The 18,204-nt window shown below is 67.1% G+C and carries 21 protein-coding genes and 2 pseudogenes; 13 read left to right on the top strand and 10 right to left on the bottom strand.

The features are described 5' to 3' along the window. Window positions 1–252 precede the first annotated feature (252 nt). The 8 genes from OG588_RS48335 to OG588_RS48300 all read left to right on the top strand — a co-directional run bounded on the left by OG588_RS48335 (window position 253) and on the right by OG588_RS48300 (window position 7,494). Window positions 253–966 (top strand): hypothetical protein, encoded by a 714-nt coding sequence (locus OG588_RS48335; protein ID WP_405952877.1) that lies wholly within the window; start codon window positions 253–255, stop codon window positions 964–966. Window positions 967–1,066: 100 nt separating this feature from the next. Then, entirely contained in the window at window positions 1,067–2,083 is a 1,017-nt protein-coding gene (locus OG588_RS48330; RefSeq protein ID WP_405952876.1) for a hypothetical protein, read from the top strand. A gap of 42 nt (window positions 2,084–2,125) precedes the next feature. Beyond that, window positions 2,126–2,542 (top strand): hypothetical protein, encoded by a 417-nt coding sequence (locus tag OG588_RS48325; RefSeq protein WP_405952875.1) that lies wholly within the window; start codon window positions 2,126–2,128, stop codon window positions 2,540–2,542. Between the two features lie 298 nt (window positions 2,543–2,840). Beyond that, window positions 2,841–3,851: a substrate-binding domain-containing protein gene (locus OG588_RS48320; protein ID WP_405952874.1), complete on the top strand. Its 1,011-nt coding sequence runs from the start codon at window positions 2,841–2,843 to the stop codon at window positions 3,849–3,851. Between the two features lie 3 nt (window positions 3,852–3,854). Then, entirely contained in the window at window positions 3,855–4,871 is a 1,017-nt protein-coding gene (locus OG588_RS48315; protein ID WP_405952873.1) for an ABC transporter permease, read from the top strand. Then, on the top strand, window positions 4,868–5,758 hold the full coding sequence (locus tag OG588_RS48310; protein ID WP_405952872.1) for an ATP-binding cassette domain-containing protein: 891 nt from the start codon (window positions 4,868–4,870) through the stop codon (window positions 5,756–5,758). The genes OG588_RS48315 and OG588_RS48310 overlap by 4 nt, the downstream gene beginning before the upstream one ends. Further along, window positions 5,755–6,450, top strand: coding sequence for a nucleoside/nucleotide kinase family protein (locus OG588_RS48305; protein ID WP_405952871.1), 696 nt, complete (start codon window positions 5,755–5,757; stop codon window positions 6,448–6,450). Before OG588_RS48310 ends, OG588_RS48305 begins: the two co-directional genes overlap by 4 nt. 9 nt (window positions 6,451–6,459) lie before the next feature. After that, complete coding sequence (locus OG588_RS48300) at window positions 6,460–7,494, top strand: LacI family DNA-binding transcriptional regulator (RefSeq protein WP_405952870.1); 1,035 nt, start codon at window positions 6,460–6,462, stop codon at window positions 7,492–7,494. Window positions 7,495–7,552: 58 nt separating this feature from the next. Here the strand turns inward: OG588_RS48300 and OG588_RS48295 are convergent. The 3 genes and pseudogenes from OG588_RS48295 to OG588_RS48285 all read right to left on the bottom strand — a co-directional run. Then, window positions 7,553–7,732, bottom strand: a pseudogene (locus OG588_RS48295) (IS982 family transposase); the annotation flags it as partial. A 4-nt stretch (window positions 7,733–7,736) separates the two neighbouring features. Beyond that, window positions 7,737–7,829, bottom strand: coding sequence for a hypothetical protein (locus tag OG588_RS48290; RefSeq protein ID WP_405952869.1), 93 nt, complete (start codon window positions 7,827–7,829; stop codon window positions 7,737–7,739). Between the two features lie 17 nt (window positions 7,830–7,846). Continuing rightward, on the bottom strand, window positions 7,847–8,194 hold the full coding sequence (locus OG588_RS48285) for a hypothetical protein (protein ID WP_405952868.1): 348 nt from the start codon (window positions 8,192–8,194) through the stop codon (window positions 7,847–7,849). Here OG588_RS48285 and OG588_RS48280 point away from each other — a divergent pair. Together OG588_RS48280 and OG588_RS48275 are read left to right on the top strand one after the other, a co-directional pair. Beyond that, window positions 8,194–9,669, top strand: a pseudogene (locus OG588_RS48280) (RHS repeat domain-containing protein); the annotation flags it as partial. The gene OG588_RS48285 and the pseudogene OG588_RS48280 sit on opposite strands and share 1 nt — an antisense overlap. Before the next feature lie 7 nt (window positions 9,670–9,676). After that, window positions 9,677–10,435, top strand: a complete 759-nt coding sequence (locus OG588_RS48275) for a hypothetical protein (protein WP_405952867.1) — start codon at window positions 9,677–9,679, stop codon at window positions 10,433–10,435. Between the two features lie 1,462 nt (window positions 10,436–11,897). Here OG588_RS48275 and OG588_RS48270 read toward each other — a convergent pair. The 6 genes from OG588_RS48270 to OG588_RS48245 form a co-directional block, all read right to left on the bottom strand. After that, window positions 11,898–12,350 (bottom strand): hypothetical protein, encoded by a 453-nt coding sequence (locus tag OG588_RS48270; RefSeq protein WP_405952866.1) that lies wholly within the window; start codon window positions 12,348–12,350, stop codon window positions 11,898–11,900. A gap of 87 nt (window positions 12,351–12,437) precedes the next feature. Next, entirely contained in the window at window positions 12,438–12,830 is a 393-nt protein-coding gene (locus OG588_RS48265; RefSeq protein WP_405952865.1) for a hypothetical protein, read from the bottom strand. Between the two features lie 237 nt (window positions 12,831–13,067). After that, entirely contained in the window at window positions 13,068–13,301 is a 234-nt protein-coding gene (locus OG588_RS48260; protein ID WP_405952864.1) for a hypothetical protein, read from the bottom strand. 219 nt (window positions 13,302–13,520) lie between these two features. Next, entirely contained in the window at window positions 13,521–13,973 is a 453-nt protein-coding gene (locus tag OG588_RS48255) for an SUKH-3 domain-containing protein (RefSeq protein ID WP_078623254.1), read from the bottom strand. 141 nt (window positions 13,974–14,114) lie between these two features. Then, on the bottom strand, window positions 14,115–14,438 hold the full coding sequence (locus OG588_RS48250; protein WP_405952863.1) for a hypothetical protein: 324 nt from the start codon (window positions 14,436–14,438) through the stop codon (window positions 14,115–14,117). Window positions 14,439–14,446: 8 nt separating this feature from the next. Further along, window positions 14,447–15,273 (bottom strand): IS5 family transposase gene (locus tag OG588_RS48245; protein WP_405953402.1). Its coding sequence is split into 2 segments (ribosomal slippage): window positions 14,447–14,934 and window positions 14,934–15,273, totalling 828 coding nucleotides; the frame shifts between segments, so codons are not numbered across the junction. A 278-nt stretch (window positions 15,274–15,551) separates the two neighbouring features. Here OG588_RS48245 and OG588_RS48240 point away from each other — a divergent pair. From OG588_RS48240 to OG588_RS48230, 3 genes are all read left to right on the top strand, one after another. Then, window positions 15,552–16,421 (top strand): IS5 family transposase, encoded by an 870-nt coding sequence (locus OG588_RS48240; RefSeq protein WP_405952862.1) that lies wholly within the window; start codon window positions 15,552–15,554, stop codon window positions 16,419–16,421. A gap of 139 nt (window positions 16,422–16,560) precedes the next feature. Continuing rightward, a complete protein-coding gene (locus OG588_RS48235) occupies window positions 16,561–16,731 on the top strand; it encodes a hypothetical protein (protein WP_405952861.1) in 171 nt (56 codons plus the stop codon). 142 nt (window positions 16,732–16,873) lie between these two features. Then, on the top strand, window positions 16,874–17,263 hold the full coding sequence (locus OG588_RS48230; RefSeq protein ID WP_405953401.1) for an SAM-dependent methyltransferase: 390 nt from the start codon (window positions 16,874–16,876) through the stop codon (window positions 17,261–17,263). Between the two features lie 60 nt (window positions 17,264–17,323). On the opposite strand, the gene OG588_RS48225 is transcribed toward OG588_RS48230, so the two are convergent. Continuing rightward, entirely contained in the window at window positions 17,324–18,190 is an 867-nt protein-coding gene (locus tag OG588_RS48225; RefSeq protein ID WP_405952860.1) for a CbtA family protein, read from the bottom strand. Window positions 18,191–18,204: the final 14 nt, after the last annotated feature.

The following is an 18,204-nucleotide window of genomic DNA, read 5'->3' as shown; positions in this document are numbered from 1 at the left end:
TCGCACGCAATATAGCCACGATCAAGCCCCGCGAAAAGACCATGCCGAGGTGAGGGAAAGCCATCAACTCGCGCGAGCGGCCCGGTCTCCCCCTCATCAGATCTTGATTGTTTTCTCATCTTTCATGGACCTGATCGCGGTCCCACACTCATCACCAACGGCCGCCCGGCCCGTCGGCGGACCGTCAACTCCCTTGGCGGCGAACACGACCGAGGCGCGCCTCCCACCCCGGAAACCCGAAGGAGCACCCCCATGCCGCTCACCCCACCCCCACAGCGGTGGCACCAGAGATGGCACAACCGTCTGCTGGCGGTCCTCGGAACCCTCGTGGCGTCCGTCCTCATGTTCGCGACCCCGGCCTCGGCGGTCACCTACCAGTGCGTCTGGGTCGTCGGTACGAGCTGGGCCGACGAGCGCGGCTACTGGAGCGACTGGGCCAGCAACGGCGCCGACATCCGCCAGGACGGCAGGGACACCTACGCCACCAGCCCCACCTGGTACGGCACTTCGTACGACAAGGAACTCTGGAAGGGCACCGTCTACCGCTGCCCGGTCGGAAGCAACGGGTGTGACTACGCCTGGGGCCAGAGCAAGACGTCGACGAGCTCCTGGAACATCAGCGCCTGGATCCAGGGATCGTACGGCGCCCAGAAGGGCTACGGCGGGCTGCTGGCCCTGACTCCCAGCTACGGCCGGACCACCTCCTACACCACGACCTTCACGTACACGGTGCACATGTACGCGGGCCAGTACGCGCAGCCGTACCAGGCCACCCACTACACGCCCGAGGCCGGCCACCTGATGGGGTCATGGGTCTCCGCGGGGAAGAACGGCACGCAGTGCATCGGCGGCGACCTCATCGCCTACTACGGCTACACGGCCTACTGGGACCCGAACAAGTACTCCGCCGACTGGCACGCCGACGTCCGCCAGTACGAGTTCAACTCCTACTACCTCTGGTACTGAGCACGTGACGCGCGGTGGGCCCGGAGTCTCCCCACGGACGCCGGGCCCACCCCGCCTCGCCACTGCCTCGGCACAACCGCACCCGGTTGGGGAATCACTCATGCCCATACTCAGTACCAGACCCCACGCCCCCGAGCTGGCGGCGGACGCCCCGGCAGGGAAGCCGTGGTGGCGCCGTCGTTCGGTCCTCGCGGCTCTGGCGGTCACCGGTTCCGCCGCGGTCGTCGCGGGTCTGTTCGCCGTGCCCGGTTCGACGGACACCTCCACAACACCGTCCTCCCCGTCTCCCGCCAGGTCCACCGGACCGGTCGGCGCGGTGGTCGCGACCCCCAGCGTCGTACTGCCGACCCTGCTGAGCGCCGCCCCGGCCAACACCACACCGTCCGACGCGAAACCCTCGGAGGGCACCTACCCGAAAGCGGCGGCACCTGGCCGGACGCGGGTCACCTACCCCGACGGCACGGTGGCCACCTGGCCGGCCCCCGCCTCGGGCGGATCCTGGGTCGATCCGCAGGCGGAGTCGATGGACACCACGCCGGGCGGCCAGGACTTCGCCGCCGCTCTACGCCGCCTGGTTCCCGGCTCGGAACCGATCCCGCAATACGTCGCCCTTGAGGAAGGCCGTAACGGCAAGGTCGCCGCATACGGTGCGACCGTCATCGACGGATCGGCGAAGTTCGACGGAGGGGCCGTGGTCCACGGCTCGTTCGTCATCGCCCGGGCCACCAGGGGCGGAGTGTCGGCCCTCGGCGCCGACTACGACAGGTGCGGCACCTGGCCGGGCACCGGCGACAGCCTCGGCATGGAGGGGCTCGCCCCCACCGCCACCGCACAGCCACTGCCGTCACCCGCACCTGCGGGCACCACCCTGCGCTGCTCCCTGACCCGCGTGAACGGCACGACGGTCGTACACGCCGAACGCACGACCAAGCCCGACCCCGCAGACAAGACATCGGTCGGGGGTACCGAACGCGTCGCGTTCACGGTGCTGCCCGACGGCACCGCGATCACCGCGGCCAGCTCCGGCCTGACCCGCACCGGTACTCCTCCGGCACCGCGGGACTGGGCGTTCCTGGACCGGCTCCTGCTCTCCCTCACCTACCCGACCCGGTCCTGACGACCGATCGCCCCACCAGAACGCCGCCCGAAAGGACACCCCGTGGACTCCGTCTCCACCGCCCTCTCCCCTCGACAGGCCGACCCGTCTCCGCGGCGCCGGTCCGGTGCCCGGCTGACCACCATCGGGGTCGCCCTGGTCGCCCTGGTCGCCCTGGCCTTCGTCCCGCTCAGCACCGGGACGGCGAACGCCGCCCAGCCGTTCAAGAACGTGATGGTGAAGGTCGGACCGTCGGCCCAGTCGTTCGGCGTAAGCATCGGCAACCCGATCATCTACTGGAAGTGCTACTACACCGGCTACGCGCCCGGCTGGCACACCGCCAACGTGAACGCGGGCATCGGCCAGACCGTCACCGTCACGGAATGGAACGGCGGCGACTGCAACACGGGTTACATCAAGCAGACGACCGCGATCGTACCCGAGGGCGACCTGACCAACGTCTGGATCGACGTTTCCTGACGGACCGTCAACTTGCTTTGCCCGCGCGGGCCGTGAGCGAAAAGGCTCACGGCCCGCGCGCGTTGCCCCTCGGTCCGGCGCCCACGCCGACGGCCGCGCGGACAACTCCTGCCCCACCGGCTGAACAACTCCTGCTCCCACCGACTGATGGCCGTAGAATCACGACAAGATTCACAAAAGACCCAAAAAGCGTCTCCGCAAAGCTTTGCGCAATGACTATGCAGGCGCGTTTCGGCCAGCTAGGTTGTGCGACAGCCCGCAGGTCGACGGCGACCTGCACGGCCGAAAGGAGCAGATCATGGGACATCTGCGTTTCCCCTCCACAGTGCCTGTCATCGCCGTGACGGGAGCGGCCCTGCTGGTCGCCGGCTGCTCGTCGACCAAGAGCGGTGGGTCGGACGCCAGCGCCTCTTCCGGTGGCAAGGTCTCCATCGGGCTGGTGACCAAGACCAACAGCAACCCCTACTTCGTCAAGCTGCGCGAATCGGCGCAGGCCGAGGCGGACGCGAAGGGGGCCAAGCTCATCGCCCTGGCGGGCAAGTTCGACGGTGACAACCAGGGCCAGGTCGACGCGATCAACAACCTGGTCACCCAGGGCGTCAAGGGCATCCTCATCACGCCGAGCAGCTCGACCGGCGTACTCAACGCCATCAAGGCCGCCCGGGCCAAGGGCGTCCTCGTCATCGCGCTGGACACCGCGACCGATCCGGCCAGTGCCGTGGACGCCACGTTCGCCACGGACAACGAGGCCGCGGGCGTCAAGCAGGGCAAGTACGTCAAGGGCGCGCTCGGGAGCAAGACACCCGCCGTCGTGCTGCTCGACGGCACGCCCGGATCCAGCGTGGACGACCTGCGCCACAAGGGCTTCCTGGAGGGCTTCGGGATCACCGGCAGCTCTTCGGAGATCAAGGGCACCGCCGTCACCAACGGCGACCAGACCAAGGCGCAGACCGCGATGGAGAACCTGTACCAGCGCGATCACGGGATCAACGCCGTCTACACGATCAACGAGCCCGCCGCCGCCGGTGCGGCGCAGGCGCTGAGCGGCAAGACGGGTGTCGTCATCGGTTCGATCGACGGCTCGTGCACGGGCGTGGCCAACGTCAAGAGCGGCAAGTTCGCCGCGACCGTCATGCAGTTCCCGAAGAAGATGGCGCAGGACGGCGTCGACGCCGTCGTGGACTACGCCAAGACCAACAAGAAGCCCACCGGGTTCATCGACACCGGATCCCAGCTGATCACCGACAAGCCCGTGGCCGGACTGGACTCCAAGGACACCGCCTGGGGTCTGAAGAACTGCTGGGGCTGATCCGTGACCACCACGCACACCTCCCCCACGACGCCCGAGGCCGGTCCCGTCCGGCCCTCGGCCAAGTCCCTTCTCGCGCGGCTCCTCGGCAACACGGCGGCGGGCCCGCTGGCCGCGCTGGTCATCGCCGTGATCGTGTTCGCGCTGAGCACCGACACGTTCTTCAACCTCGACAACGCGTCGCTGATCGTGGAGCAGTTCCTGGTCGTCGGCACGCTCGCCCTCGGCCAGACCCTGATCATCCTGACCGCGGGCATCGACCTGGCCAACGCGGCCATCATGGTTCTGGGCACCCTCGTCATCGCCAGGCTCGGCGAGCACGCCCTCCCCGGTGGCCTGGCGCTCCTCGTCGGCGTCCTGTTGTGCACGGCCATCGGTGCCGTGTCGGGTGCGCTGGTGACCCGGCTGCGGCTGCCTCCCTTCATCGTCACCCTCGGCGTGCTCAGCGTGCTGACCGCGACCGGCCAGCTGTACGCCAACGGCGAGAGCTTCGCCGTACCGTCCGGCGTGCTGACCTTCCTGGGCAAGCAGTCCTACCTGTTCGGGCAGATCGAGGTCACCTACGGCATGGGCGTGGCGCTCATCCTGGCCGTGGGTCTGTGGTTCCTGCTCACCCAGACCTCCTGGGGCCGCAACGTCTACGCCGTGGGCGACGACGAGGAAGCGGCCCGGCTGACCGGCATCAACACCCGGCGCACCCTGCTGAGCGTGTACGTGCTGGCCGGGTTCGTCTACGCGATCGCCGCCTGGCAGGCACTGGGCCGTATCCCCAACGCCGACCCGAACGCCTTCCAGACCGGCAACCTGGACAGCATCACCGCCGTGGTGATCGGCGGTACCAGTCTCTTCGGCGGGCGCGGCGGCATCCCCGGCACCGTCCTGGGTGCCCTGGTAGTGACGGTCCTGGCCAACGGGTTGACCCAGGCCGGCATCGACAGCCTGTACCAGCAGGTCGCCACCGGCATCCTCGTCATCGTCGCCGTCGCGGTCGACCGTGTCGTCCGCAGGAGGGCAGCATGAACCAGCCCCGATCAGACACCGCGTCCCTGCCCGCGCCGCACACCGCCGACGTGGTGCTGCGCGCGAGCGGACTGGTCAAGCGCTACGGCAATGTCGTGGCCATCAACGAGTCCGACTTCGAGATCCGCGCCGGTGAGGTCCTCGCCGTCGTCGGGGACAACGGCGCGGGCAAGTCGAGCCTGATCAAGGCTCTCACCGGGGCCCTCGTCCCGGACGCGGGAACCGTCGAACTGGACGGCCGGCCGGTCCACTTCCACGGGCCGCGCGACGCACGCGCGGCAGGCATCGAGACCGTCTACCAGACCCTCGCCGTCGCCCCGCAGATGGACATCGCCACGAATCTCTTCCTGGGCCGGCCGCTGCGCCGTGAGGGCTTCCTGGGCTCGGGGCTGCGCATGCTCGACCACAAGAAGATGCGCACCCAGGCCGCCGAACAGCTCGACCGGCTCGGCATCGCCACCATCCAGGACATCACCCAGCTCGTCGGCACCCTGTCCGGCGGCCAGCGCCAGGCCGTGGCGGTGGCCAGGGCGGCCATGTTCGGCACCCGGCTGATCATCATGGACGAGCCGACCGCGGCCCTGGGCGTACGGGAGTCCCGTCAGGTCCTGGACCTCATCGCGCGGATCCGCGACCGAGGCGTCCCCGTCGTCCTCATCAGCCACGACATGCCGCAGGTCTTCGAGATCGCCGACCGCATCCACGTGCACCGCCTGGGCAGGCGCGTCGCCGTGGTCTCGCCCAAGACGTGCACGATGACCGAAGTCGTGGGTCTGATGACCGGCGCCCTGCGGATGGAAGCCGACGGCACACTCCTGGAGAGCACGACCCAGCACATGCCCGACGAGAAGCCCGCCTCCCCCCACCCGTCGGAGTCCCCCGAATGACGCTCACCGGCAGCAACCGCACCGACGGTGAAACCGGCCCGAACAGCAGCCCGCTCTACGGCAATCCCTCCCTGGACGCCCTCACCGAACGGGCCCTCCATCTGGCCCGGGACGGCCGGGCGTTGCTCGGCATCGTCGGAGAGCCCGGCGCCGGCAAGTCCACGTTCGCCGAACAGCTTCTGGCCCGGCTGGAGAAGGAACAGCCTGGGCTGGCGGTGGCGGTGTCCATGGACGGATTCCATCTCGCCCACAAGGTCATCGAGGCCCGGGGCCAGTCGGCCAGGAAGGGCACGATCGACACCTTCGACGCCGACGGCTTCCTGGCCCTCCTTCGCCGTACGCGCGAGGAGACCACGAACACCGTGTGGTGGCCGGAATTCGACCGCGACCTGGAGGACGCCGTGGCGGGCGCGATCGAGGTCGCGCCGCGCCACCGGCTGGTCGTCGTCGACGGCAACTTCCTGCTGGCCACGCAGGACCCCTGGCTTCGGATCAAGAACCTGCTGGACGAGAGCTGGTTCCTGGACGCCCTACCGGAGCCCCGGCGCGACCGGCTCATCCGCCGCTACATCAGCTACGGCTTCACCCCTGAGGCGGCACGCGAGAAGACCCTCGGAGTCGACGAGGAGACCAGTTCCCTCATCCGCGGCACCGTCCCGCGGGCCGATCTCGTGCTCGGCGAGCTTGGATAGGATCCGGGCATGGCAGGCAGAGCACCCCGGCAGACACCCACCATGTCCGATGTGGCCCGTCGGGCGGGCGTATCCGTATCGACGGTGTCGCACGTGCTCAACAAGACCCGGCCGGTCGCCCCGGCGACGGTACGCACGGTGCTGAACGCCGTCGCCGAGACCGGTTACGTTCCCGACCCGGTCGCCCGCGCCCTGGACAGCACGGGCTACGGGACCATTGGTCTGGCCATGTCCGCCCTGTCCAACCCCTACTTCAGCAACGTCGTCCACGGCATCGACCGGGACGCCTCGGCGGCCGGGTACTCGGTGCTGCTGGCGGACACCCACGACGAGGCCGACACGGAGATCAAGGCGGTCAGCGAGCTGCTGCGCCGCAGGGTCAGCGCGATCATCCTGGCCGCCTCCGGCGACGGGGCCCAGGCCATCCGGTACGCCGACAAGGTCGACGTCCCCGTCATCGCCATCGACCGCTTCGTTCCCGCCGCCATTGACCAGGTCGCCGTCGACAACACCGAACCCACCGCGGTCCTCGTGGACCATCTGGCATCCGTCGGACACACGCGCATCGCCATGATCACCGGACGCGGCGGCCTCACCACCACCCTTGAGCGCCGCGACGGCTACCGACTCGGCCTGCGCCGCAACGGCATCGAAGCCGAGCTCTCCTACGAAGCCGACGGCGACTCCAGCGAAGAGGGCGCGGAAGCGGCCATCGGACGACTCCTCTCGCTCCCGCAGCCGCCCACAGCCCTGGTCGTCGGAAACAACCGTATGACGATCGGCGCCATGCGCGCCCTGCGCGACGCCGGTCTGACGGTCCCCGGTGACATGGCCCTCGTGTCGTTCGACGACTTCGAATGGGCCGACCTCTTCCACCCCCGGCTGACCGCCATGGCTCAACCCGCCCTGTCCATCGGCGAACAGGCCGTCTCCATGGCCCTGACCCGCATCACAACCCCCACGCTGCCGCCACGCAAGGTCACCATCAACCCCGCCTTCATGCACCGCGAATCCTGCGGCTGCCCTCCTTTGCCGGTGGCCTAGATGAATGAGCCCAAGGAGTGTCGTTGCGGTCAGTGATCGTAGGCCGTGAGTGATCGCTTGACACCCCTGCGGGGCTCTTGCCGCCGTGTCGTTCCAGGTTGAGCTGCCCCTTGAAGGTCTGATTGATCGACTCGATGACCTGCCGCAGCGGTTTGAACAGGTGTGACCCGGCCGGCTCGGCTTCCCTCTTGCGGGCTGGCCGCAGCAACTTCAGGTGACGCTCGGCAAGTCCGACCTCACCCCTACTCCGGGGAAATGATCACGGCAGCCGCGTCATAAGGCCGCTGCACATCGAGCCCCGTGTACTTCTCGAACGCGTTGAGCCGGTTCAACACGGTGTTGCGGTGGCAGTTCAGAGCGCGACCGGTCTCCCCGAGGCTGCCCGTCTCAAGATACTCCGGACCGTTTCGAGGATCTTCGTCCTTTCCAGCTCCGTGCACTTCTCCAGGTACGGAAAGACGATCTGCCCGAGTTCGCAGCCGACGCCCGCCAGCAGATGCCGTGTCACCGATCTCCAGCGGTCGGACAGGGTCGCGACACCTGTGCCGTCCATCGGCAGGTCCGTCATGATCTCCCGAGCCGCCGCGGCCGCCTCCCGAACCCGGACGAGTCCTCGCGCCACCGGCGCGACGGCAACCGCCATGTCGGTGAACAACTCCTTGGCGGTGAACGGGAGTCCGGCCAGGGCGGTCTGCGCCACACGACGCCGCCGGCCGGGAGCTCGCCCGCGTCTTCGGCGACGCGATCACCATGACCTCGGCCTGGGACGAAGCCGGACGGCTCGCCACGCAACAGATCACCGCCGGGGACCGCGACGTCAACAGCCGCGCCTACTCCTACCGCGCCGACGGCCACTTGACCTCTGTCGTGGACCGGTTGTCGGGCGCCCGCACCTTCGATCTCGACCGCGTGGGCCGAGTCACCGCCGTCCACGCCCAGGGATGGACGGAGCGGTACGCCTACGACGACGCCGGCAACCAGACCTCGGCGTCCTGGCCCTCCGGCCACCCCGGCCGCGAGGCCACCGGATCGCGCGCCTACACCGGCACCACCCTCACCCGCGCCGGAGACGTCCGCTTCGAACACGACGCCCTCGGCCGGGTCGTCCTGCGGCAGAAGAGCCGCCTCTCCCGCAAGCCGGACACCTGGCGCTACACATGGGACACGGAGAACCGCCTCACCTCCGTGACCGCCCCCGACGGGACCCGGTGGAGATACCGCTACGACCCGCTCGGCCGCCGCACCGCGAAACAACGCCTGGCGGCCGACGGCGAGAGCGTGGTCGAGGAGGTCCGGTTCACCTGGGACGGCCTGCCCCTGTGCGAACAGACCAGCCACCAGCCGGACGTCCCGCACGCAGTCGCCCTGACCTGGGACCACCGTGACGTCGTCCCCCTGGCCCAGACCGAGCGCATCCTCACGGCCGACGACCGCCAGGAGGAGATCGACCGCAGGTTCTTCGCCATCGCCACGGACCTCGTCGGCACACCGACCGAACTCATCGACGACACGGGCGACATCGCCTGGCGCACCCGGAGCACGCTCTGGGGCACCACGGCCTGGCCCCGTGACGCCCACGCATACACCCCACTGCGTTTCCCCGGCCAGTACTACGACCCCGAGACCGGCCTCCACTACAACTGCTTCCGCCACTACGACCCCGAGACCGGCCGCTACACCTCCCCCGACCCCCTCACGTCCGTGGACAACCCGCACAGCGGGTGCGACCCGCTGGGGCTCATGCCCAAATACACGAGGGAGGAGCGGGCCCAGAAGCGGATCGACAAGATCCTGGACGGCATCATCGACAGGGCAAACAACGGGGAGTTCAAGAAGCGTTTCGACTACCACGGGGACACCCGACACGCCTTCACCGACGAACGGGTCATCGAGATCCTGAAGAACCCTGACGCCGTCTACCACTCGACGGGCATGGCCGGGACATTCACCTTCAGACAGGGCGACGACATCGTGGTGATCGACGGCCCCGGCAACACCCAGGGCCAGGCCATCACGGCGTACGGACCGTCGGGCATCAAGGGCCACTCCGGGGCCAACGCGCTCGGCGGCAAGCTCACGGACCCCGGTGCGCCGGTGACTGACGAGGCCATCGTGAAGGGCACGATTCCCGCCAAGGACGGCGGCTTCCAGCCTCCGGCAGTGCGGATCAGATGAGGCAGTGATGACGACGAAACTGAAGTTCAACGGCGGCTGGTGGGCGACCGTGACGGACGAACCACTCCACCTCGTTCCCCGGCTCCTGGGTACTTTCTTGATCGTTTCCCCTTATGCGGACAGGGTGGAACGAGAAAAGTTCCTCGCGGACACGTTCGGCAGCCAGGACTGGCTCTGGGACCTCCCTGACGTGTTCCGCTTCGACCCGAGCGGCCGACAACTGGTCGGGGCCGAACTCCGGATGCCGGAGGAGTCCGCCTCCGCCGAGGACGCCGCCCGCCTTCCCGTCATGCCCGCGGTACGCCCGGGCGGGCTCCGTGCGGACGAGGTCAAGAACTTCCGGCATGAAATGTGCACGGTTCTGTGCCGTGCCCCCGGCGATGCCGTGCTGACCTGTCTGCGCGACCTCGACGTCCTCGACGAGCCGCTGGAGGCCCGCATCGGCATCGCCCCAGACGTAGCGCTCCTTGTCCAGCAGGGCGCAGTCGTCGGCTGGAGCCTGACCGACCCCGCCCGGTACTTGACCCCCGGGCTAACCGACCCCGATCCCCACCTGCCGTCCGACACCACCCGTCGACTGCTCACCGAGTGTCTGGACCTGGTCACCACGCCGCTGGTCGATGACCTGGTGGACGGCGAACCGACAGCCCTTGCCCGCCTCCAGGCGGCCGATGAAGCCCTGCGCAACCAACAAGAGGACCGGCACCGGGCCGACGCCCTGCTCGACCTCATCGCCACCATGGTCGACGACTACGGAAACTGGTGACCGAGTTCGACACGCTGCGTTTCCGTGCCGTGAAGGCGCTGAGGATGAGGCGGCACACCCCATGAGACTCACCCTCGACGACGACTGGACCACGACGGTGACAGCCGATCCACTGCACATCACCCCGTGTTTGGACTTCCGGGACTTCCGTGTGCGCATCGCGATGTACGCAAACGTCGAGAAACGCGGGCGGTTCCTGCGCGACGCCTTCGGCAGTCAGCCTGACTGTGGACACCCCCGACGAGCTCAGGTTCGACCAGCACAGTCGTGAACTGAGCGGCGCCGAGCTCCAGTTGCCCCACCAGGCCGCCGATCGGGAGGATTCCGCCCGCGTTCTCACCACACCCGCCGTCCGGCCGGGCAGCCTTCGTACGGACGAGGCCCGGGACTTCGACTTGCAGATGACCAGGGAGCTCCGCCGCGCCCTGCCGGACCACGTGTCTTGGGACCCAGCGCGCGGAGAGCACCGAACCTGAAAGGCTGATCTCACTCTGAAACAGGACGCCGCTCCCGCATGCACCGGCGCAGTCAATGCCCTTGCTCCGATGGGCCAATACCTGCACTCACGGCCAATCATCGACAGACCTGACCCGGGCGGGACATCTGTCCGGACCGGACAGTCCCGACGACGCCCATCGCCCCATCGGAGACCAGCGGATTTCGCCCATCGCCCAGGGGCCGCAAGAGCCCCTGATGGAGGGTCACGCACGGCTGTCCACCGCTTGTCCACCCGGACCCTTTGCACCAGCATGACCCGTCCGCCGAAAGCAAGGAAATGGCCAGGTCAGAGCGTTGGATCGTCGATCTCGTCACAGAAACCAAATCTCCGACCTACGCATTACGATGCACAGACAGACAGTGCCCGATTTGCCGAGATTCCAAGGTCAACCGAAACAAGAAACCCCAGGTCAGAGTCCCGACCTGGGGTTCACCTCAGAGCCGCCTTCGGGATTCGAACCCGAGACCTGCGCATGACGAGAACACGGGGGTTCGTGACGGCTGATTCCGGCTCATGCCGCCCTGTGCTGTTCTGCCTGATCAGAGCACATGCGAACAGTTCCGCCGTGACACCCTGTGTTACCCGGCCCAAAGGCGTCCGGCCGCACTGTGGCCGCACATGGCCACACCCACGGGTGTTCCGGGCGGCCGGAACACCAATGTCACCCTCCGACAGGGCGGTCGCAATCGTGCTGCTCCGACACCGGAACCGTGCCCGACAGCCACGACACGCCTCTCAGAACAGGATGGCGCGGATCGAGGCGATTGCAGCGAAGTGGGCACCCGCTTCCCGAGCCGGGCCGGGCCGATCATGCGAAGCGGCTTCATCAGGAACATGGCCACCACCCGGGTCAATTGACACGCTCAACTCACCCGGCGGTCGCGGGCACCCTGGATCGGCCGCTCGGAGCCGGCGTGTTGCCTCGACCCCGACACGCCAGCTCCGCACCGACTCACCCGCCGCTCACCGAAGCCCCGCCTCACTACCGAACGTGTGCCGCATCAGTTCCCCGTCCCTCTTCGGCACAGCGAGGTCGTACGTCCCCGCGCCCGTGACGAGTTCGTACCGCTCGAACTTCGGCGCGAGCCGCACCTTCCCGCCCGCCGGCTTCAGCCAAAACGGCGCCTGAAGGGTCGCGCTCCGGCCGCCCCGCGTATCGCTCCAGACCGGCGCCTCACCGGCGGCGAGCCGGAGATACCCCTGCCTCAGTCTCGCCACCTGCTTGCCCTTGCCGACCGAGACCTTGACCATCCCACCGATGGTCTGCGTGAACCCGACGACCCGCAGCGGTTGCCCACCGTCGAAGTCGGCGATGTCCCGCGCAGGCGTACGACGCCGGATCCATGTCCAGCGCAGCAGCACGTCCAGCATGGTCTCGGTACCGGCGGAACGGCGTTCCGCACGTGAGCCTGTCACTTACTTGTCCCTTTCCTCAGAACCGCGCAGCCGAGTTCCAGCAGCGGCTGATGTCCCTGTGCCGACCCGTCATGTTGATGAAACACATCAGGCGACCTGCCAGGCGGTCTGCACAGCCAGACGCGCCAACGACCCATCTACGACATCCACGGGTGGCTTCCAGTCGAACAGTCGCATCCGCTCGACGAATTCCAACGGCAACGTCACGCCGTGGCGTCCTACGTAATGCCCGAGGTCACAGCGCCAGACCCACGATCCGTCGGTGAACAATGACGAGCAGCCTACGAGATTCTCGCCACAGCCCAGAAGGCACTGCTCGGTTTCGGTGAACTCAGCAACCACCGGCGAGTCGGCGAGGTACGTAACGGCGAAGGCCGCGATCCCCTGCCATTCCCCGGCGTCCGAGCGCGTGAGTTCATGGATCCCCGGAAGATCGACCGGGACCTCGAAGAACTCGCGGACAAACCCGACTCCCAGCATGACTAGTGCGCACCTCCCGCCATGGGAAGAAAAATCCGCCAGGTCCTCCAGGAGCGGTCCGTGCGACCCGGGATTCGCATGGCGCCGACCTTGGTGGTGGAAGCCCGGACCGGCATGCCCAGATCATTGTGGACATCCTCCGTTATGTTTTCCGCGGTTCCGCAATGGGGCCGCTGGCTTCCGGGCCCGGCATGACTGTGTCCCCCTGTCGAAGGCATGACCTGGGGGGGGGTGGTGTCACCGGGCCCGGGAGGTGCCGTCGGAGACGCTGATCAGAGGTCCGGCCACCACCCGGTCCGGCGCCATGCCGGACAGCTCGCGGGCGGCAGGTCTGCATAACGTGGATGCGCGCGTACGACAGGGGTCGGGCACGGAGCCGACCACCTCCAGGCTCGAGGGGAACTTCGCGGGCGTGCACAACGCCTCAGCCTCGACGCCGAGCTGATCGGCGAGTTGACGAGAGGTGGGCACGCTCGGACAGGATGGCACGAGGGCGCGGCCTTCACGATCTTGCGAGTGAAATCACATGATCATGACGGGCCGTGCCCTTCGGCGTTCCCCTGCCCCCGTCCAAGATCCGAGCACGCATCGCGCCTGCCCGAGGGAAGACGTGTAACGCCGACTCAAAGACGCACAAGCGACGCACCATCAAACCGGCGGAACCTCATGCAGAATTTGAGACCACGCCCTTCAGAAGAAGGTTTTGTCCCAGGTTTCAGAGATCAGGGCCTGCATGGATTGCAGAAATCCGTTCCCGACGTACTGCATTCCGGCATCACCAGCGAGAAATACGTCCCCATCGCCCGCGATCAGTACCGCCTCTTCGGTGGCGAACGCAGAGCCAACAGGGACCAGGGGGCGTCCTACCCTCTGAGAAAATACGCGAATGTTACCGGGGTAGATGGAAAGGGCTTCTTCTGCGCTAATTTGTACACCCACTTCCATCTCGCGATACATCCACGAAATGGACATCTCTCGATACTCTTCGAAGAATCCACGCAATTCCGCCCCTACGTCATAACCAGCCTCTTCATAGAGCCCGGACACATGATCGACAGAGGCCGGCCCTAGGTCAATTCGGGTTGCGTCAGAGAATGCATCACGCAATCTCTGATGCCGGGAAGCATTATCGAGTCCGCTCATCCGCTGAGCACACTCCTGACCGTGCCCGGCACCCACGTCTGACAATTAGGGCACATTTTGAACTTGTTTCCCTTCTGATTGAGGGTGATGATGTCGAGGTTCTCCAACGACGCTCCGTCATTCAGAGCGTTAGAGGGCATCTCATTTGGCGGCTACGTGTGGGGAATCCGCGACAAGTTGAGCCATCTCATGCAGGCGGTGCCAGTACTCAGGGTCGTCCGCTTCGCTGAGTACAGGTATGACCCGGTCTAGGCGGTCGATGCAGCGAAGCAGAATGCTTCGGTTCCGCGCTTCGAGCTCGCCGCCGTTCTTGATCCAGATGAAAATGCAGGCTGCGGTGTCCGAGTCCAGCATCACCAGGTCGAAGGCGGCACGGTCCGCGCCACCCAATCTGGGAGGAAAGGGCAACTCCATGAACTCTTGGTACAGGCGTGACACGGCCTCAAACGTAGCTTCTTCGCTCACACGGGCCATCATGGCGCAGCTTTCACAACGCCTGGAGCCGTCTTGAGTCTGCGGTAGCAGATGAGGATGCAGGCGATGCTGGTGAAGGCAAGGAAGTGGTCGGCTTTGCGTTCATAGCGCCGGTGGAGTCGTCGGCAGCCGGCGAGCCAGGACATGGTGCGTTCGATGGTCCACCGGTGTCGTCCGAGTCGCTGTGAGGACTCAATTCCTTTGCGGGCGATGCGGTGTCGGATGCCTCGGCTTGAGAGCCATTGCCGCAGGTGGCGGTAGTCGTAGCCCTTGTCGGCGTGGAGCTTGCCGGGCTTGCGTCGGCGTCGGCCGCGGCGGGAGCAGATCGGGGGCATGCCCTTCACCAGGGGGATCAGGGCCTGACTGTCGTGCAGGTTTGCCGCCGAGATGCCGACGGAGATGGGCAGACCGGTCCGGTCGGTGATCAGATGGATCTTCGACCCGTACTTGCCCCGGTCGACAGGATTCGGACCTGTCAGATCCCCCTTTTCAAGGCCCGCATGTTCACCGAGTCGATCGCACACCTCGACCAGTCCGGCTCTCCCCGGAAGCCGAGCTCGTCGAGGACCAGGCGGTGGAGCTTGGCCCACACCCTGGCCTTGGACCACTCGGCGAACCGGCGGTGGGCCGTGGCCCCGGACGGGCCGAATGACGCGGCGGGCAACTGCTGCCACGTGCACCCCGAGGTCGCTACGAACAAGATCGCCACCAGCACCTCACGGTCACCGTGCCGCCGCCGACCACCCCCCTGAGGCCACGAAGGAGCCTCCGGTACCACGCGCTGGAACAACTCCCACAACTCATCCGGCACCAGCCGTTCAACGATCCCCACCACGGCCCACACCCTACCGAGCCAATTGAGATGACTTCTAAGAGGTCGTTTTCGCCTTGAGTGCGGCGCTATAGGTTGGTTTGTTCTGCCTCTCGGTGTGGTGCTGGCGAGTCCACGGAGAGGGTTCTTCCTGGTGAGTCTGGTGGTGTGGCGGATGGGGTGGAGGTCTGTTTACGCCTGTCTCATTCCAGGACGCCCGGGTCTGTCCCGTGCTTCGATACGGCAGGATGCACACCTGGGCGCACGCCCCCGGGCGGCGGTATGCCCAGTTCATGACGGACCGCCGCGCGTATCCGAGTGACCTGTCCGACGCCCGCTGGGAATTGATCGAGCCGGTGCTGTCCGCCTGGCGCCTCGAGCGCCGCAGCCGGGCCCTGGACTTCGGCCGGCCGCCACGGCACGACCTGCGCGAGATCATGAACGCGATCCTGTACGTGGACCGCAGCGGCTGCCAATGGGCCTACCTCCCGCACGACTTCCCGCCGCACCAGAGTGTCTACGGCTACTTCGCCAGCTGGCAGAAGGACGGTGTCTTCGCCCAGCTCAACGGCCTGCTGCGGGAGTTGATACGACAGCAGGAAGGCCGCAGTGCCGCCCCGTCCGCCGGCGTGATCGACGCGCAGAGCGTCAAGACCTCCACCAGTGTCCCCGCGCGGAGTCAGGGCATCGACGCGGGCAAGAAGCTCGTAGGCCACAAGCGCAGCATCATCACCGACACCCTCGGCCTCCTGCTGGCAGTCCTGGTCACGGCAGCGGGCGTCCAGGACTCCACGGCCGGCCGCACCCTCCTGGAACAGGCCGCCGCCGACCACCCCGGCCTAGGCAAAGTCTGGGTCGACGGCGGCTACCGCAAGCACTTCGTCGAGCACGCCGCTACCCTCGGCATCGACCTTCAAATCGTCCAACGCACCCCCGGGACCAGGGGATTCACCCCGATCCCGAAACGCTGGGCGGTGGAACGGACCTACGGCTGGCTGATGATGCACCGACGCCTGGCCCGCGACTACGAAACCCACCCGCACCGCTCCGAAGCCATGATCCACCTCGCCATGACCGACCTGATGACCCGCCGCCTCACCGGAGAGAACACCATCTCCTGGCGAGACCCGACACCAGCACACCAAAGCCGCATCCAAGGATGAAACAACAGAATGAAACGACCTCTAAGGCAACCGTCGGTGGCCTACTCGTCGTCGATCACGTCCCAGAGAAACTGGGAAACACCACGAGGGCACCAACTATGCGTACCGGGTTGAGATCCCCAACGATGCCAAGCCTGTCGTGACCGAGTCCGGCCGCTTTGGTAAAGGACGGTGGGTCGAGCGCGCGGCCGTGGGTGAACTCGCCGTCGATCACAGTCTGCGCCGTATCGAGCAGTGCCTCATTGCCGACGACACCGGCCAGGTCCTGGAACTGCTCCGCGGCCTACCGCTGCGCGAGTTGGCCGCTTAGCCCCTGTCCGGTGGCCCGGTGCCGTACGGCCTTAGCCATCGACAGGTAGCGCACTCCGCCCGTACGACAACCGGCAGTTGGCGCGGGCGGAGCCGGCGCTGGGGTCTGTGCCCCCGTAGGCCCCAGCGCCGAGCCGCAGAAGATCCTCGCGGCGGCGAGAGAACAGCTGGACTTCGAGCAACCGATCGCCCTGTTCTTGGTGGCCCTCCTGCACCTGGTGGCGGATGAGGACGACCCCCGTCGCATCGTGGGCGAACTGCTCGACTCACTGCCGCCCGGAAGCCACGTGGCCCTTTCCCACGCGACCGGAGACTTCGATCCGGAGACCTGGGAACGCGTCGTCGAGGTCTACCGCAAGGGCGGTACCTCTGCCCAAGTACGCTCACGCGCCGAATTCACCAGCTTCTTCGAGGGACTTGAGCTGGTCGCCCCCGGCATAGCACTCGCCGCGCTCTGGCACCCCGAGCCCGAAGAACAGGACGGTCAGACCGACGAGATCCCGCTGTACGTCGGAGTCGCCCGCAAACCGTGAGAACGGACCGAGCGCGGTGATCGCATCGATCACCGCGCTCGTCGTAGCAGAACTCGTCGCTTACGCCGGGACGGGATCCGGCTCCTGCGAGGGGGCGTTGGCGTCCGGACGCGCGGGCTGCAGCAGACGTTCCGCCAAGGGGCCGAAGATCAGGCCGAGGGCCGTCCAGAGGATGAGCTGCGCGCCCACGGAGTAGAAGCGGAAGGTGAACAGCACGTCGGCCGGGAAGCCCGGGTAGACGATGGTGCCCTTGTCGTCCTTCAGCGGCAGCGGTGTCTCGGTGGCCTGGTTGCCGAAGTTGGCCTTGTTGTACGAGAGATGGCCCAGCTGCGGAAGAAGCAGCATGACGATCCCGATCGCGACGACGAACGCGGCGCCGGCCAGGAGAGAGGCGTTCCAGTTCCCGAAGCGGGCCTGCAGGTGCTTGCCGAGGTAGACGGCTCCCGCGAGGAAGGCGACGGAGCAGACGACCATGATCAAGTACAGGGCGCTGCGCTGCTGGATGGTCTCTTCGTGACCGATCGCGGGCGGGTTGGCCGGGTACTTCAGGAACGGCACCAGGTACATGCCGAGGAAGCCGCCACCGGCGACGAGGAGCGCCAGGTTGCGGGCCCGCAGCGCGCCGGTGCGGCCCAGGCAGACGGCGTAGGCGACGGCGAACAGGGCGCCCATCGCCATGCCGAAGAGGATCATGCCGGCGCCGATGCCGACGTTGGCCTGGATGGTGCGGCTGAACAGTTCATGTTCGTGGCCCTCGACGGGCAGGCCGGCCGCCTTGTCCAGGGCGTTCTGGGCGGCGTCACGGCCGCTCTCGTAGTCGATGGCCTTCGCGATCTGTGGCTCGGCGAAGATGCGCGCGAACACGAACGCGAGCAGGCCCGCGACTGCGCCGGCGAGTATGCCGCGCAGTATGAGCTTCTTTTCCATGTCGAGTTGTCCGT

Source organism: Streptomyces prunicolor (genome assembly GCF_045162825.1).
Lineage (GTDB): Bacteria > Actinomycetota > Actinomycetes > Streptomycetales > Streptomycetaceae > Streptomyces > Streptomyces prunicolor.
This window is presented reverse-complemented; position numbering and strand designations above follow the sequence as displayed.